The 15,501-nt window shown below is 46.8% G+C and carries 14 protein-coding genes; 5 read left to right on the forward strand and 9 right to left on the reverse strand.

What is annotated here, in order from left to right:
* Positions 1-53: 53 nt before the first annotated feature.
* From yjfF to L0M14_RS31655, 5 genes are all read right to left on the reverse strand, one after another.
* The gene (gene yjfF / locus L0M14_RS23365) at positions 54-1,037 is read right to left on the reverse strand and encodes a galactofuranose ABC transporter, permease protein YjfF (protein ID WP_235118909.1); all 984 of its coding nucleotides are present in this window, start codon (positions 1,035-1,037) and stop codon (positions 54-56) included.
* Positions 1,034-2,065, reverse strand: coding sequence for an ABC transporter permease (locus L0M14_RS23370; protein WP_235118910.1), 1,032 nt, complete (start codon positions 2,063-2,065; stop codon positions 1,034-1,036). Before L0M14_RS23370 ends, yjfF begins: the two co-directional genes overlap by 4 nt.
* Positions 2,062-3,582 carry a sugar ABC transporter ATP-binding protein gene (locus L0M14_RS23375; protein WP_235118911.1) on the reverse strand — a complete coding sequence of 507 codons (1,521 nt, stop codon included), beginning with the start codon at positions 3,580-3,582 and terminating at the stop codon, positions 2,062-2,064. The genes L0M14_RS23370 and L0M14_RS23375 overlap by 4 nt, the downstream gene beginning before the upstream one ends.
* A 156-nt stretch (positions 3,583-3,738) precedes the next feature.
* Positions 3,739-4,260 carry a substrate-binding domain-containing protein gene (locus L0M14_RS31650; RefSeq protein ID WP_311198769.1) on the reverse strand — a complete coding sequence of 174 codons (522 nt, stop codon included), beginning with the start codon at positions 4,258-4,260 and terminating at the stop codon, positions 3,739-3,741.
* An 8-nt stretch (positions 4,261-4,268) separates the two neighbouring features.
* A complete protein-coding gene (locus L0M14_RS31655; protein WP_311198770.1) occupies positions 4,269-4,799 on the reverse strand; it encodes a substrate-binding domain-containing protein in 531 nt (176 codons plus the stop codon).
* Positions 4,800-5,084: 285 nt separating this feature from the next.
* Here L0M14_RS31655 and L0M14_RS23385 point away from each other — a divergent pair, with 285 nt between their 5' ends.
* From L0M14_RS23385 to L0M14_RS23405, 5 genes are read left to right on the forward strand one after another with little or no spacing between them, the layout of a single operon-like run.
* Complete coding sequence (locus L0M14_RS23385) at positions 5,085-6,890, forward strand: sensor histidine kinase (protein ID WP_235118912.1); 1,806 nt, start codon at positions 5,085-5,087, stop codon at positions 6,888-6,890.
* Positions 6,865-8,451 (forward strand): response regulator, encoded by a 1,587-nt coding sequence (locus tag L0M14_RS23390; protein ID WP_235118913.1) that lies wholly within the window; start codon positions 6,865-6,867, stop codon positions 8,449-8,451. Before L0M14_RS23385 ends, L0M14_RS23390 begins: the two co-directional genes overlap by 26 nt.
* A gap of 1 nt (position 8,452) precedes the next feature.
* Positions 8,453-9,433: a sugar ABC transporter substrate-binding protein gene (locus tag L0M14_RS23395; protein WP_235118914.1), complete on the forward strand. Its 981-nt coding sequence runs from the start codon at positions 8,453-8,455 to the stop codon at positions 9,431-9,433.
* A 36-nt stretch (positions 9,434-9,469) separates the two neighbouring features.
* Complete coding sequence (locus L0M14_RS23400) at positions 9,470-9,853, forward strand: ribosomal maturation YjgA family protein (protein ID WP_235118915.1); 384 nt, start codon at positions 9,470-9,472, stop codon at positions 9,851-9,853.
* Positions 9,854-9,883: 30 nt separating this feature from the next.
* Complete coding sequence (locus L0M14_RS23405) at positions 9,884-11,068, forward strand: S-layer homology domain-containing protein (RefSeq protein ID WP_235118916.1); 1,185 nt, start codon at positions 9,884-9,886, stop codon at positions 11,066-11,068.
* 67 nt (positions 11,069-11,135) lie between these two features.
* Here the strand turns inward: L0M14_RS23405 and L0M14_RS23410 are convergent, their stop codons facing one another.
* The 4 genes from L0M14_RS23410 to L0M14_RS23425 are packed head-to-tail and all read right to left on the reverse strand — an operon-like array spanning position 11,136 to position 15,498.
* Positions 11,136-12,119: a glycoside hydrolase family 43 protein gene (locus tag L0M14_RS23410; protein WP_235118917.1), complete on the reverse strand. Its 984-nt coding sequence runs from the start codon at positions 12,117-12,119 to the stop codon at positions 11,136-11,138.
* 39 nt (positions 12,120-12,158) lie between these two features.
* On the reverse strand, positions 12,159-13,157 hold the full coding sequence (locus L0M14_RS23415) for a glycoside hydrolase family 43 protein (RefSeq protein ID WP_235123013.1): 999 nt from the start codon (positions 13,155-13,157) through the stop codon (positions 12,159-12,161).
* Positions 13,158-13,205: 48 nt separating this feature from the next.
* Positions 13,206-14,651 (reverse strand): arabinan endo-1,5-alpha-L-arabinosidase, encoded by a 1,446-nt coding sequence (locus L0M14_RS23420; RefSeq protein ID WP_235118918.1) that lies wholly within the window; start codon positions 14,649-14,651, stop codon positions 13,206-13,208.
* Between the two features lies 1 nt (position 14,652).
* Positions 14,653-15,498, reverse strand: a complete 846-nt coding sequence (locus tag L0M14_RS23425; RefSeq protein ID WP_405030803.1) for a carbohydrate ABC transporter permease — start codon at positions 15,496-15,498, stop codon at positions 14,653-14,655.
* Positions 15,499-15,501 lie beyond the last annotated feature (3 nt).

Below are 15,501 nucleotides of genomic sequence, written 5' to 3' on the forward strand. Positions count from 1 at the left end.
CTGATTACCCGAAAAACGGAAACAGCCAGCTTTGCAGCTGACTATTTCCACTTTTAAGCACCAAGCTTATTTAATTTTTTCCCCGCGGTTAGCACCCGCTGAAGAACGATAAAGAGGAATAACAGAACCCCAATCGCGATCTTCGTCCACCAGGAGCTAAGCGTTCCCTCGAACATAATCATCGTCTGAATGATGCCTTGGATACAAACACCTACGAGCGTTCCTGCTACAAAGCCCACTCCACCAGTCAACAGTGTTCCACCGATAACAACGGCCGCAATAGTATCTAGCTCAAGACCTAGTGCATGCAGTCCATAACCGGAGAGCATATAGAAGGTGACAATCACGCCGGCAAGCGCCGAACAAAAGCCGCTGAGCATGTAGACGAGGATTTTTGTCTTGGCAACCGGCAGACCCATAAGAACCGCAGATTGTTCGTTTCCACCGATCGCATAAGCTGCTCTTCCGAACCTCGTATAATGCGCCAGATAGATAGCGATCGCTACCACGACCAGAGCGATGACGACACTTATCGAAATAAATCCGCCAGGCAAAGGAATCTTCATCTGAGAAATATGCTGATAGAACGGATTATCAATGGTAATCGTTTCAATGCTGATCACATAACATAAGCCTCTCGCCAGAAACATGCCGGCCAGTGTTACGATAAACGGCTGTAATTCGAAGTAATGAATAATACTGCCCATAATCCATCCGAACACTGTGCCAACCAGCAACACAAGTGGAATGACGACAAGCGGAGGTACATGATGTTCCTGTACCAGACTAGCGGAGATCATCGTCGTCAGTGCAATGACAGAACCGACTGATAGGTCAATGCCTCCTGATACAATAACAAACGTCATACCGACGGCAACAACAATTAAGAATGCATTATCGATCAGCAGATTATAAAAGACTTGAGCGGAGAAGAACCCCGTATATCGAAGAGAACCAACTAGAAACATCAGAATAAAAAGTCCTAAGGTCACCACAATAGGCAGGTAACGAGAATCGATTCTAAGCTTGCTGGTCATGCGGAAACCTCCTTCTTCGCTGCCTGTCTTGCTTTAGATCTGTTTTTTGCCAGATAAGAAATTTTCTTTCTAAAGTTGTCTGATTGTACAAGACACACGATGAGTACGACAAATGCCTTAACAACCAGCGTGATTTCAGGCGGTACGCCAATGGAATAAATGGTTGTGGTCAGCGTTTGAATAATGAGGGCGCCTATAACGGTACCGAGTAGATAGAAACGACCGCCGTTCAGTGAAGTGCCGCCAATAACAACAGCCAGAATAGCATCGAGTTCATACCATAGACCCGCATTGTTACCGTCTGCGCTCGATACGTTCGAGCTGAGAATTAGTCCGGCGATACCTGCGCATAAACCGCAGAAGATATAGACGATCCAAATCACGGACTTCGCGTAAATACCGGATAGACGGCTCGCTTCCGGGTTACTTCCTACCGATTCGATGAACATGCCCAGTGCGGTTTTTCTCGTCAACAGCAGCGCGATAATGAAGATACCTGCTGCGATGAAGATGGAGAATGGAAGCCCTGCTAAGTAACCTGCTCCGATAAAAGAGTATGGTTTCATGGACACGGTAATGATCTGTCCGCCTGTGATGAGCTGAGCTAAACCTCTGCCCGCCACCATCAGAATAAGCGTAGCGACGATAGGCTGAATCCCAATCGCGCTAACGAGCAGTCCGTTCCAAACACCAGCCACCAGTGACAATATCAAAGCGAGTCCGATCGCTGTAAACATCGTAGATACCGTGCTATCGCCAGATTCATGCTGGCTTACGAACAAACAGGCTACTGCGCCTGCAATCGCAACGACGGAGCCAACCGACAGGTCAATTCCCTTTGTCGCAATAACGAGTGTCATCCCGATGGAGATCAAAATGAGCGGCGCTGCGCGATTCAAAATATCAATAAGACTTCCGAACAAATGTCCATCCTTAAGTTCAATTTGGAGAAAGGTCGGCGTCTTGATCACGTTAATGACAATCAGGACAACCAGCATCAGCAGCGCCCAGACTAATCGGTTTTTCAATGTGCTCCCCCTCCTGCGATAGCCTGCATAATCTCCTTGTGGCTAATATTCTGATTCTGCATTTCTGTAACCTTATGATGATCCCTTAGTACTGCAATTCTTCCGCTAACCCGCAGCACCTCTTCAAGCTCCGAGGAAATGAACAGAATCGACATGCCCTCCTCGCACAACTTGAGAATCAGTTTTTGAATTTCCGTCTTGGCTCCAATATCGATACCCCGGGTAGGCTCATCAAGAATGAGCAGCTTCGGCTCTGTGAGCAGCCATCTAGCAAGGATCACCTTTTGCTGATTGCCCCCGCTCAGATTTTTAACCAAGTGCTCCGGATTAGGTGGATTTATATTCAGCAGACGAATATAGTTATCAGCTATTTCCGTTTGCTTCGTCTTCGTTAGGTAACGGTACCAGCCCCTGGTTGCCTGCAGAGCCAATACGATATTTTCACGGATTGTCAGATCGCCGATAATTCCTTCTGTTTTTCGGTTCTCCGAACAGAAGGCCATGCCTCTATCAATAGCTTGTCTTGGAGACGTAAGCTGCGCATCTTTTTCCCCGAATCGAACAGAACCGCTGTCGGATTTGTCCGCTCCGAAGAGCACCCTTGCGATTTCAGTACGCCCTGAGCCCAGCAGTCCCGCCAGACCGACGACTTCCCCGGAATTCAAAGTCATATCGAAAGGCTCAATCGAACCCTTACGTCCAACTCCTTTGGCTTCAAGAATCGGCTTCAGCGCTTTTTGTCCAACTTCCTTCGTTTGTGATTTCGGCCCATCTTCCAGTGCGTCCCACTCTTTGCCGATCATCTTCGATATCAATTGAATTCTTGGCAATTCCTCTGTCATATACTCGCCTACGAGCTCTCCATTTCGCAGTACGGTGATACGATCCGATATCTCGTAAACCTGGTCCATAAAGTGTGTAACGAATAAAATGGCAAGACCGTCTGCTTTCAGCTTTCTCATGACTTTAAATAACTCGTTAACTTCCCTTGTATCCAAGCTGGATGTCGGTTCATCCAAAATCAGCACCTTGGCTGAAACGTTGAGCGCTCTGGCTATTGCCACCATTTGCTGAAGGGCAACAGAGTATACGGATAACGACTTGGTCACATCGATCGAGACATGGAGGCCTTCCAGAAGCTCCTTAGCCCGACGCTGCATTTCCTTCCACTGGATCCGTCCAAACTTGCGCGGCTCGCGACCAATAAAAATATTTTCGGCTACTGATAAATTCGTACAAAGATTTACTTCCTGATACACTGTGCTAATCCCTTGGTCCTGGGCATCTAACGGACTGCCTACATAAATTTTCTTGCTGTCCAGGAACACGTCGCCCGAATCAATCGGATGGACGCCCGTCAGCGTTTTGATTAATGTTGACTTTCCTGCTCCGTTCTCCCCCATCAACGCATGGACTTCGCCTGCGAACAGCCTAAAATCTACATTTGAAAGAGCTCTGACACCGGGGAAGCTCTTGCTGATTCCTTTCATCTCTAATCTGGGTTTCTGTTCAGCCATCAGACTCATCCCTCCTATCCTGCAATCCTCTACATCTGAAAAGAAGAAGTCACTCCGCATGCAGATCCTGAACATTCAAGATCGATGCACGAAACACCGGTTCCGCGCAGATGCGGGTGACTTCTTGTTCACTACATGAATAATAAAATCGTCGAATTAGTACTGGCGGTTAGGCAGTTCAGTTGCAGCTTGCTCTTGTGTAAACACGCCTTCTTTAGTCAAAATACGTTTTTCCAGCGTTTTACCTGCTAACAAATCTTTAACTGCATCCATCAATTGTGGTCCGAGCAGCGGGTTACATTCTACGACCAGGTTGATCTTACCGTCTTTAGCAGCTGTGAATGCATCTTTGGTACCGTCTACTGTAATAATGATAATGTCTTTACCCGGTTTCAGACCGAACTCTTCGATCGCTTGCACAGCGCCTAACGCCATATCATCGTTATGAGCATACAGAACATCGATTTTCTTGTTTTCAGCCTTCATCGACTTCAAGAAAGCTTCCATAACTTCTTTACCTTTAGCGCGAGTGAAGTCACCTGTTTGCGATTTCACGATTTGCAGGTTCGGGTTGCTCTTGATGGCTTCTTCAAAGCCTTTCTTACGATCGATAGCCGGAGCGGAGCCTGTTGTTCCTTGCAGCTCAACAATGTTGATCGGGTCTTTCTTATCTTTCATTTGGTCAACTAACCATTGACCTGCTTTTTTACCCTCTTCGACGAAGTCGGATCCATGAATGTCACATACAAGGATGTGTCTTTGGAATCAACGGCACGGTCAGTCAAAATCACTGGAATATTCGCATCTTTCGCCTCTTTCAGTACCGTATCCCAACCGGATTCTACTACTGGAGAGAATGCGATTACATCTACCTTCTGAGCGATAAACGAACGAATCGCTTTGATTTGGTTCTCTTGCTTTTGCTGAGCGTCAGAGAATTTCAGGTCAATACCAGCTGATTTAGCCGAATCCTGGATGGATTTGGTATTCGCTGTTCTCCATCCGCTCTCCGCTCCTACCTGAGCAAAGCCGAGTGTAATTTTCTTATCTGCTTTTGCAGGCGCTGCTGTCGCCGCCGCCGTTGCAGCTGCTGTCGTTTCTTTAGCTGCTGAAGTGCTTGCCGGGGCGTTTGTTTGAGTGCTGCTTCCGCAAGCGGACATAACCATCAGTGATACAGCGGACAAAAGCACCGCGCTTACTTGTTTCATCTTTTTCATGTTTGTATTTCCTCCCCTTCATGGTTCACCTTGGTGGTGTGACCTTATTATAAAGCGCTTTCGGAAAGGAACTGAATGGAAGAACTTTTGAAGTTCCTTGATTATTTTTCGCAATTCCGCTGCTTGTCCGGTTGCATGCAACTACAAAAAACTAGATTTTCTTTTGAATTCCTATCGTTTTTTTACGGATCCCCTTCGAGGCATGGTCGCTTCCTTAAAAATTTGCTAATATGAAGCTAGAGCTATTGAAATCGCATTCATTTCACAGAGGGATGAAACCTGACCATGATGAAACTTGGCAAATGGATGGCCTCCAGTCTTCGGACGAAGCTGATCGCTATGTTTGTATTGTTAACCATCCTGCCACTCATAGGGGTGGGCGTCATATCCTATCAAAAATCGTATACAACCGTTTCGGAGCACAGCATCGCTTCCACTCAGGTTACCACCGATCAATTGCAGCGGGATATCGATATTTTGTTTCAGGACACCAAGAAATTTCTGGAGATTGGCAAGAATAACAGCGTGCTTCACTTCCTGCTGACCCAGAGCGAAACTTACGAGGATGCTAAAGATATTTTGAAAATGTTTCAGGTTTACCGGGAAACCTATAAATTTAGCGACAGCATCATTAACATTTCTATTGTTAATATGTACGGCAAGGGAATCAGTGAGAAAAAAGGGGTTTTCCAGGCAGAGAGCATTATGATGAAAAATCCGCATTTTCTCAGCTTGTTGAACAATCCGGATGAAACCCTGATCATTCCACCTGTTTCTTCTTCTATATACGATCGTTTAGACCAAACGGAGGTGAAGGGCCATCAGCTCATTTCACTGGCGGCTGTGATCGAACAGCGGGTTACACATGAAGTGATCGGCTTTATTATGATCGACCTGGACGCCTCCGTCGTAGAAAGCTTCCTGAACCACACGAAAATCGGAGAAACCGGCTACCTGTACGTAACCGATGACAAGGGACATCCGATCTTTCTGCCACAGCATGTAACGGATCCCAAAATGTATGCAACTATTCCGGTCATGCAGCAGCAAAAGGGCAGCTTCATCGACCGCAGCACGTCGCCTGAGCGCTTTATCGTGTTCAGCACCTCCCAGCTTACAGGCTGGAAAATCATTGGTGATGCGCCGCTTAAGGAAGTCATGCGGGATGCGAATGAAATCAAATACTTGATCCTAATTAGTGTAGGCTTCAGTATTCTATGTACCATTGCGCTCTATTATTTCATTACATCACAGGTCATTCGCCCTATTCAGTATCTCAAGCACAAAATGCGCCAAGCCGCTTCGGGCAATCTGGAAGCCAAAGTAAAGAACAATCGCAGTGAAGACGAGATTTCGGACCTGGGCAGCAGCTTCAACAGTATGCTGGAGCAAATTCGTATGCTGCTTGCGCACAGTATCAGAGAACAGGAAGAAATTAAGAAGGCGGAGCTGCGCACCTTGCAAGCACAGATCAATCCGCACTTTCTATATAATACACTGGACTCCATCGTCTGGATGGCAGAGGCCAAGAAGAGCGAGCAGGTGATCGACTTGGTGAAAGCCCTTTCCCATTTCTTTCGGATCACACTTAGCAAGGGCAAGGATTGGATTATGCTGAAGGATGAAATCGAGCATGTCAGGAACTATTTGACGATTCAGAAGATGCGTTATAGCGATATTCTGGACTTTGAGCTCTATATTGATGAAGCTATATTTACCTACCGAATTCTGAAGCTGACTTTACAGCCTATCGTGGAAAACGCCCTCTATCACGGCATTAAAAATAAACGTCGTAAAGGATTGATCACAATTACAGGCGGCTTTTCTCCGGAAGGACACATTCTGCTCGAGGTAATCGACAACGGGATCGGCATGACGCCTGAGCAGGTACTGCACCTTCGAAGCATTTTGGAGCAAGACGTGCAAGCGGACAGCGGCTTCGGCATCAAGAATGTTCATAAGCGTATCCGGCTCTACTATGGAGAGCCTTATGGGGTTGCAATTGAAAGCGAGTACGGTCATGGGACGCAAATAACGATTACCATCCCGAAAGAGGGGATCGAAGATGAAAAAAGTGTTTCTGGTCGATGATGAAATTATAGTAAGAGAAGGTGTCCGGGGCCGTATCGATTGGGCTGCTGAAGGATACATTTACTGTGGAGATGCCGAGGACGGCGAGATTGCCCTGCCCCTTATCGAAGCTGCTGCACCTGATATTGTGATTACAGACATTAAAATGCCATTTATGGACGGTCTTCAGCTCAGCAAAATATTGAAACAAAAAATGCCGGATATCAAGATCATCATCCTGAGCGGTCATGATGAGTTCCAATATGCGAGAGATGCGCTGCGGATCGGCATTACGGAATACTGTCTGAAGCCATTCAGCTCCGGTGATCTATTGCAAACATTAGCAGCCGTATCCAAACAGATTGATGCCGAAAAGAAAAAGAAGCAGGAAATCGAATCTCTCCGTCAAGAAATTCATAAGTCTGTGAACGCATCCAAAGAAAAACTGCTCCTGGATTTGTGCTTTGGCTCCATCACAGCTGCAGAAGCATTGGAAGCCTCATCGGCTTTGGAAATTAATGTGCTCTCGCGCTTTTATCGGGTTATTCTGACGGAGTTTGTCATGATTGACGCCGAACCCGCCGCCGCTTCGACCGCTTCCTTAAACCAAGCCTGCTGCGAATTAGAGCAGAGGCTGCTGGCTTTAGGAGACCATCTGCATTTCCGCAGGAATAAAAAAGAATGGGTCTGGATTCTGAAAGGAGATCACCCCGATCGGTTGGAGGAAACGGTCCAACATTTGCTGAACCAGCTAAAGCCGGATGTCGAAGCGGTAAGTCCATACCGGCTTATTATTGGGGTTGGCTCGATTCGTGACAGGATTCAAGAAATATCCAGTTCTTTCATGGAAGCGGATGAAGACCGGAGCTATCAGCGCATCTGGAACAAATATCAATTTATTCAAATCCGCGGGGGAACGGATTCCCTGCAGGACTTCCTGCAGTTCGATCGCAACCAATTGCTGGATTTCTTAAAGTTCGGCGAATACGCTCGAATTAAAGATTTCACGGATAGCTACGCATCAGGCGTCAAAGGCTACGATTGGAGCAATTCCCTGTACGGTTATTACTTCTTGATGGACGTGACCGTTACGACAGCTCAATGGTTAAAGGAAGCTAGCACGGACCATGAAGAGATTTTGCGTGAAATCGAGAGTTGCGAGAAGAAAATCGTACAGATTCGCAGCTGGCAGGAAGCTCTTGAATTTATTGAGAATATATTACGTATGACCGTCCATTTCCGCATGCAGCTGAAGGACTCTTCCACAAGCATTGTGCAGAAAGCCAAGGATTATATCCATCAGCATTATGATGAAGCGGACATTTCGCTGCAGACAGTAGCATCTTATGTGAACACGAGCCCGAGCTATTTCAGCAGCCTGTTCAGTCAGGAAACAGGTCAAACCTTCATTGAATTCGTGACCAAGACACGGATGAAGAAAGCCATGGAGCTGCTAAAAAGCACGAACGCCAAGTCCTATGAAATTGCCTATCAAGTCGGATATCAGGATGCGAACTATTTCTCCAACCTGTTCAAAAAAATCACCGGCAAGACAACCAAAGACTTTCGCAAGGAGGGCTAGGATGCCTACAATCCTATTCCGCTGCATCCGTTATCTTCCCGTAGTTGCTGCATGCTTGCTGCTTGTAGCAGGAACAGGATGTAAGGAAGCTATTGATTCCACACAGCAGCCAACGCTCCCGGCAATAAATGAAGAGACGCAACATGCGGCTTATACACTCGCTGTCATATACCCAATGTCTCATCCCTTCTTTGAGCCTGTAACCAAGGAAGCAGAGGAAGCCGCCAGGCAGGCACAGGTGAACATTATCGTCAAATCTCCTGAAGAGGCGAACCTGGAACAGCAAATCCGTATGATGGAAAATTTGATCAAGCAGCAGGTCGATGGGATCGCCATCGATCCGGTTGACCCGGATGCCCTTACTCCCTATATTAATAAAGCCGTTGAAGCCGGTATTAAAGTGATTTGCTTCGATTCGGACGCTCCAGACAGCAAGCGCCTCTCCTTTATCGGCTCACATAACCGCCAGGCAGGAATTCGGCTGGGACAGACAGTGGCCGAGCTGATGAACGGCCGAGGTATGATCATCGCCAGCACAGGTATGAATACCATGATGAACATGCGGGAACGCGAAGAAGGGTTTAAAGATGCGCTTAAGGCTCACCCCGATATCCAGCTTCTGGAGCTTCGATCCAATCATGGTGATCCCGCCATCAGCTTGCAAAATCTCGAGGAAATGATCGAAGCGCATCCTCACTTTGACGCTTTCGTGGGCTTTGATTCCTTGTCCGGTCCATCGGCGATCATGGTCTGGAAGGCCAAAGGTCTGACTCAAACGGCTGTCGCCTTCGACGACATGCCCGAGATCCTTGAGGGTATCCGCAATGGCCAGCTTACGGCAACCGTATCCCAACAGGAGTCCCGTTGGGGATATTTAATCGTCACCCGACTGATCGAGGCCATCAAGAACAAGGACATCCCGGCCATTGACGATTCGGGCAGCGTTGTCATCACCAAGGACAACGTGGATACATTTCGATGAATAATAAGCAATAGATAAGGAGGCCCATCATTTTACATGCGCTGGAAATATGCAGCTGCCACCATCGCTTGTGTTGTCCTGGGATTGTGCTCGCGGTTCTACGCCGCCTCGCTGCCAAAGCTGATCTCTGATCACGCCGGCGACATGCTGTGGGCGAGCATGGTCTATTTCGGCCTTCGGTTTGTCTGGATGAATCAACGCCGGTCTTGGGCCTTCACAGCCGGACTTTTGTTTAGCTTCTCGATTGAATTCAGCCAACTCTACCAGGAGGATTGGATTGTGGGAATCAGACAGACGACTCTGGGGGTACTTATCCTTGGACGGGGATTCCTATGGATGGATTTAGCGAGATATACAGTGGGTGTAGGGCTCGCATTTGTGTTGGATCGGTATGGGTTGTCTAAGCAAGAAAAAATCTAATGACAATGTTAAATTTGGGAGAAAGAAATCGTGCAAAAACAAATGTTGCTCAACTGTTTAATATCTGCTACTCTCTTCATCTCAAGTTGTTTGACACAAATCAGCTATGCGAGCCAACAAAGCTATATGCCTCCTATTCATTCAGTTTGGAAGTCAATAGGCATTGAACCGCCATCCGACTTGAGAGGTCATTGGTCTGAGCGCGTATTTCAATGGGCAATTTTAAATCAAATTGTCGAAGGCTACAGCGACGGCACCTATCAGCCTGATCGGTTAGTCACCGAAACTGAGTTTTTGCTTATTTTTTATCGAGCATACGGATTTCATCCTCTTTCTCATGATAATGAGGTATGGTCCGATGCCCCCTACCGTCTAGCCTCCTATTGGAGACAACCTGCACAAGGTCTTCAAAATCCCACATTAAGAGAACAGCCCATCACTAGACAGAATGCAGCAGAAATCATTTGTGCTGCTCAAGGAGTGAATTTTACAGGGGATGAAGCCATTAATTACTTATTGAACCATCATCTCGCAAACGGAAAAGAAGATGCAACCGTAGAAGGATTTAGTCGTAATGAACCGGTTACTCGTGCCGAAGCCGTTCAATGGATGCGTACTTTAAAAGTTAACGGCTGCACATCCATTCAGAAGAGACCTACTTCACCATCAGATCCTGACTTGTTAGAGACAATATCTTCAGTTCCATATGAGAAACTCTCTGATTATACTTCCTTTACAATTTCAACAGACGACTTGACTCTGCAGCATAAGGATAAATTCTTTCCACTAGGCACGCCTAAATCGGTAATAGAAACTGAACTCGGACCTGCAACAGGTACTAACGTACTTCTAGGCTACCAATATGGTCGACTAGGCGTTCATTACGATGAGGCCGGTAATATGGATGCATGGGCTATTAGTGACGATGGCACAAGATCCCTCCTTCCATTCCAATCTAAGAAGGGTATCTCTCTAAATACTATTGGTATTCTAGAAGTGCTTAAACAGTATGGAACATATGGATATTATGGAAGTAACGACAACCTGACCGCGAATTTTTTCTTTGAAGAAGTTGATGGCGCCCTAATTCCACGAATGAGCCCAGCAGAAATAACTAATCCTAAAGATGCATTCTATATTGGCTTTAATTTTGATCCAAAAACAAAGAAAGCAACCTTCATGTATATAGCTTCGTACTTGCAAGCATTTCCTTAAACAAACAAAAGGCTAACGACGAGAGTTCCCTAGAACTCTCACGTTAGCCTTTAGTACCTCTTGCTCCTTACACTTCTTCCCCGTCCGGCACCGGCACACCAAAGTTCGGCGTGCCGTCGCTGTTCCAAGTCAGACGCTGCGCGCGCATGTGACGATTTGGATCGTACAGCGGGTCGCCTTCGATATCCTTGTAATTGCGAGCGTGATAGATAAGAATATCCTCTGTTCCGTCCGCTGAAACGGTAAAGCTGTTATGTCCAGGACCATACTGCCCACTCGCCTCATTCGTTGTAAATACCGGGGCAGGGCTCTTGCTCCACGAGCTTGGGTCCATCAGATTGCTGTCGACCGATGCGCTCAGCAGTCCCATGCAGTAATTATAATCCGTGGCGCTAGCCGAATAGCTGATGAAAATCCTGCCGTTCTTCTTGATGACAGCCGCACCTTCATTGACATGGAAGCCAATAATTTCCCAGTCATATTCCGGCTTTGCAATCATTACCTGCTTGCCTTCTATAGACCAAGGTGTGTCCATGGGAGCGATGTACAGATTGGAGTTTCCATGAATTTCGGGATCCTTCTGCGCCCAAACGAGATAACGCACACCCTGATGCTCGAACGTTGTAGCATCCAGAGAGAACGACTCCCAATTGGTCTTCAGCTGCCCTTTTTCCACCCAATTTCCTTCCAATGGATTAGCAGCTTCGTTCTCCAGTACGAACATACGATGGTCGAACAAGCCGTTATTCGTCTCCGTCGTTCTGGCTGCAGCAAAATAAATGTACCATTTGCCTTGTATATAGTGAATTTCAGGCGCCCAAATGTTGGCACTCATGGGACCTGTATCGTATTTTCTCCACGCTACGACGGGCTCAGCCTGAGCCAGCTCCGATATGCTTCTTGCCCGGCGGACTTCAATTCGGTCATATTCAGGGACAGAAGCTGTAAAATAATAATACCCATCCGTATGCTTATACACCCATGGGTCTGCACGCTGTTCAATTACCGGATTAACAAATACCTCTTTTGCACTTGCCGTCTGCTCACTCATGTATGATCCCTCTCTCATTAACTTTTATATGTATCTAATCTACTTACTGCTGTCTGCTACAGGCCTACCAAAATTTGGTGTGCCGTCGCTGTTCCAGGTAAATATTTGTGCCCTAGTTTGACGATTGGGATCATAAAGCGGATCCCCATGAATCTCTTTGTAATTACGCGCATGGTAAATGAGAACATCCTGCTTACCGTCAGGCGTTGTCGTGAAGCTATTATGTCCGGGTCCATACTGACTGTTCTCCAGACTAGAGTAGAATACTGGTGTATCCGTTTTGGACCAGTTCTTCGGATCAAGCAGATTGCTTGTATCGGATGCCGTTAATAACCCCATGCTGTAGTTATCATCCGTAGCGCTAGCGGAATAAGTAATAAAAATCTTCCCGTTGCGCTTTATCACGGCCGGACCTTCATTCACTTTAAATCCGATACGTTCCCAAGGTTGGTCGGGTTTAGAAAGCAGGGACTGCTCTCCCTTAATCGTCCAAGGATTGCTCATTTCGGCGATATAAAGATTAGAATTCCCATCAATCTTCGGATCCTTCTGCGCCCAAACTAAATAGTTGATCCCTTGATGTTCAAAGGTTGTTGCATCCAACGAAAATGACTCCCAATTCGTTCGAAGCTGACCTTTCTCGGTCCACTCCCCTTCTAAAGGGTTCGCCGCATCATTCTCCAGAACGTAGATTCGGTGATCAAACGGCGCTCCCTGTCTAGCAGCAGCCACATATACATACCATTTTCCATCAATATAATGGATTTCCGGTGCCCATATATTCGCACTCATCGTACCAGCTGCGTGCTTAGTCCAGATGTTCACCGGCTCAGCCTTGCCAAGCTCTTGGATCGTCTTCGCCCTGCGAAGCTCAATACGGTCATATTCAGGAACCGAGGCGGTAAAATAATAATAGCCATCCTGATGCAGGTACACCCAGGGATCCGCCCTCTGCTCCACAATCGGATTAGCAAATTCCAGCTGCTTCGCGCCTTCCCGATCCGTCTGCGACTCTATGACTTTGCTGCAGCCCAGCATTCCTATGATCAGCAGCATAATGATACATCGCATGCAAAGCTTCATTACTTATTCTCCCTCATCAATGGCTGAGATTTGTTTCCCCCAAACAGATGCGCCTTGTTCGTCCAAGCCTGTAAATACGAGTGAGGGGCGATTCAATTCCCAATCCCAAGATGGTAGCAGTAGTACTTGTTCACTCCGCTTATTAACAGAGTCACCACTCCACTCAATCGTTATCGTATGTTCTCCATCGAACTTCCAGGAACCAACTCCCGGCTCCCCTTCCGCCTTACCGTCAGCTGTCAAGATTAACGGCTTAGCTTTCACCCGTCCATTGGCATCCTTGGCCTGATAGATGCGCTCCCACTGACCGGCGATGATGGATTTAGGAATCAACTGCAAATACTCTCCTGCATATCGTTCAGGTGAAACGACCGGCCATCCGTCTTTGGTCCACAGCATTTGTCTAACCTGCAGATAAGACCATGAGGTTCTAGATTCAGCGCGGGCATGGCTGACCATAAAGGTCTTACCCTGGTCTTGCAGCACTGAATTATGGCCTGGCGCTATCCAACCCTCACCCTTGGTGAAGCTGTACCCGCCAAGTACTTTATTGCCTATCTCATATTGCGGAGTATGCTTAGTATCGTTCAAGTCGTTACCGTTCTTATCCACAAAGGGGCCCTTCATGGAATCCGAGCGTCCGACCCGAACATTGTAATCTGCAAATAGGGAGTCATAGGAAACAAATAAGTAGTACTTCTTCGTCTCTTTGTTATAGATCATATATGGAGCCTCTACAGCGCCTTCTTCTGTTTGATGATCCCTGCTTGCGATCCTGGTCCCAAAACCTTGCTCGGCAGGCTTGCCAGTAGCAGGATTCAACTGCATAACATAAATACCTCCGAAAAAAGAACCATATGTGAGCCATGGGTTACCCTCAGCGTCGAATACTACATTGGGGTCGATCGCATTCGGCTCATCTCCCGCTTGTGTCTTGATTACAGCTCCCTGGTCTTCCCAAGGACCCGTGATCTGCTTGCTCGTTGCGACACCAATCATTGAGCGATTGGTACCAAATTGCGATGCCGAGTAGTACAAATAGTACGTATCTCCGAGCTTCGTAACATCGGGTGCCCATAACGTGGTAGCCTTAGTCCAGGAAAGAGCAGACTCAGGTATGCCATTAGGAAATGCGTATCCAACCCAATCCCACGCGATTAAATCCTCGGATTTGCGAACCATAATCCCAGGCCGTGGCGTGCCTCCTGCCTTAACATCCGTGGAGAAGACATAATAGGTATCCCCATCCTTGAATATCGAGGGATCATGCGTGTTATTAACGTGCCATTCCTGCTCGTTATCCACATTTTTCAAATCGATTAACGGATATTGAATAGGCTCGTTCGGACTAACCGGAGCAGGTACTTTACTCCCCATACATCCTGCTGCAAGCAGCATCCCGGCGAAGGAAGCCGATAGGATCCATCCGTTCCTTACACTTCTGTGCATATTACCCCTTTACTCCCCCAACAGTGAGGCCCGAGATAAAGTATCTTTGGAAGAAAATAAACACAATCAGAATCGGCAGCACCGCAAGCACACAGCCTGCCAGCAAAATTTGATAGTTATTTCCGTACGGCGTGATGAGAGAGCTAAGTCCAATCGGAATCGTAATCATTTCCTTGGTACGCAGCACAAGTGTTGGCCATAAGAAGTTGTTCCAATTACCCAGAGCCTGAAGAATGGTCATCGCACCGAAAGCAGGAACCATTAAAGGTACAAAAATACGATAAAAAATGCCGTACTCCGTGCACCCATCGATACGTCCCGCATCCATGAACTCTTTAGACAAGCCGCTTGCGTATTGACGGAAGAAAAATACAGGTAAAGGTGCTACGACAAACGGAATGATCACTCCCCATAACGTGTTAATCATCTTGAAGCTGATCATCAGTTTATACAGGGGAAGCATGATAATTTCGAGCGGAACCATCATCATTAACAAAATCATAGTGAAGACTACATTTTTAAAACGGAAGTTATACATCGCCAGCCCATATCCGACAAGGGATGAAAAGAATAAAGAAGCGACCGTTCCCAGAACCGTGATGATGATACTATTTCTAAACCACGTGAAATACGTTCCCGCTGACTTTGTAAACAAGGACGTGTAGTTCTCTAGTGTTAATAGCTCAGGCTGAATACGAAAAGTAAGCCCTTGGCTGATTACCATATTCGCCGGTTTAAATGAAGCCAATGTAATCGCATAAAACGGCAGAAGGACCAGAATCGCGACGACAATAAACAGCACTACCATCAACACAGATGATACATTCCATGAAGGTTTGTTATCCACGAC

It is taken from the genome of Paenibacillus hexagrammi (assembly GCF_021513275.1).
Taxonomy (GTDB): domain Bacteria; phylum Bacillota; class Bacilli; order Paenibacillales; family NBRC-103111; genus Paenibacillus_E; species Paenibacillus_E hexagrammi.

Excerpts from the sequence above, each read along its gene's own strand:
- yjfF (WP_235118909.1), bottom strand. The coding sequence starts at position 1,037 with ATGACCAGCAAGCTTAGAATCGATTCTCGTTACCTGCCTATTGTGGTG.
- L0M14_RS23375 (WP_235118911.1), bottom strand. The coding sequence starts at position 3,582 with ATGGCTGAACAGAAACCCAGATTAGAGATGAAAGGAATCAGCAAGAGC.
- L0M14_RS31650 (WP_311198769.1), bottom strand. The coding sequence starts at position 4,260 with ATGAAAGATAAGAAAGACCCGATCAACATTGTTGAGCTGCAAGGAACA.
- L0M14_RS31655 (WP_311198770.1), bottom strand. The coding sequence starts at position 4,799 with ATGAAAAAGATGAAACAAGTAAGCGCGGTGCTTTTGTCCGCTGTATCA.
- L0M14_RS23385 (WP_235118912.1), top strand. The coding sequence starts at position 5,085 with ATGATGAAACTTGGCAAATGGATGGCCTCCAGTCTTCGGACGAAGCTG.
- L0M14_RS23390 (WP_235118913.1), top strand. The coding sequence starts at position 6,865 with ATGAAAAAAGTGTTTCTGGTCGATGATGAAATTATAGTAAGAGAAGGT.
- L0M14_RS23395 (WP_235118914.1), top strand. The coding sequence starts at position 8,453 with ATGCCTACAATCCTATTCCGCTGCATCCGTTATCTTCCCGTAGTTGCT.
- L0M14_RS23400 (WP_235118915.1), top strand. The coding sequence starts at position 9,470 with ATGCGCTGGAAATATGCAGCTGCCACCATCGCTTGTGTTGTCCTGGGA.
- L0M14_RS23410 (WP_235118917.1), bottom strand. The coding sequence starts at position 12,119 with ATGAGTGAGCAGACGGCAAGTGCAAAAGAGGTATTTGTTAATCCGGTA.
- L0M14_RS23415 (WP_235123013.1), bottom strand. The coding sequence starts at position 13,157 with ATGCTGGGCTGCAGCAAAGTCATAGAGTCGCAGACGGATCGGGAAGGC.
- L0M14_RS23420 (WP_235118918.1), bottom strand. The coding sequence starts at position 14,651 with ATGCACAGAAGTGTAAGGAACGGATGGATCCTATCGGCTTCCTTCGCC.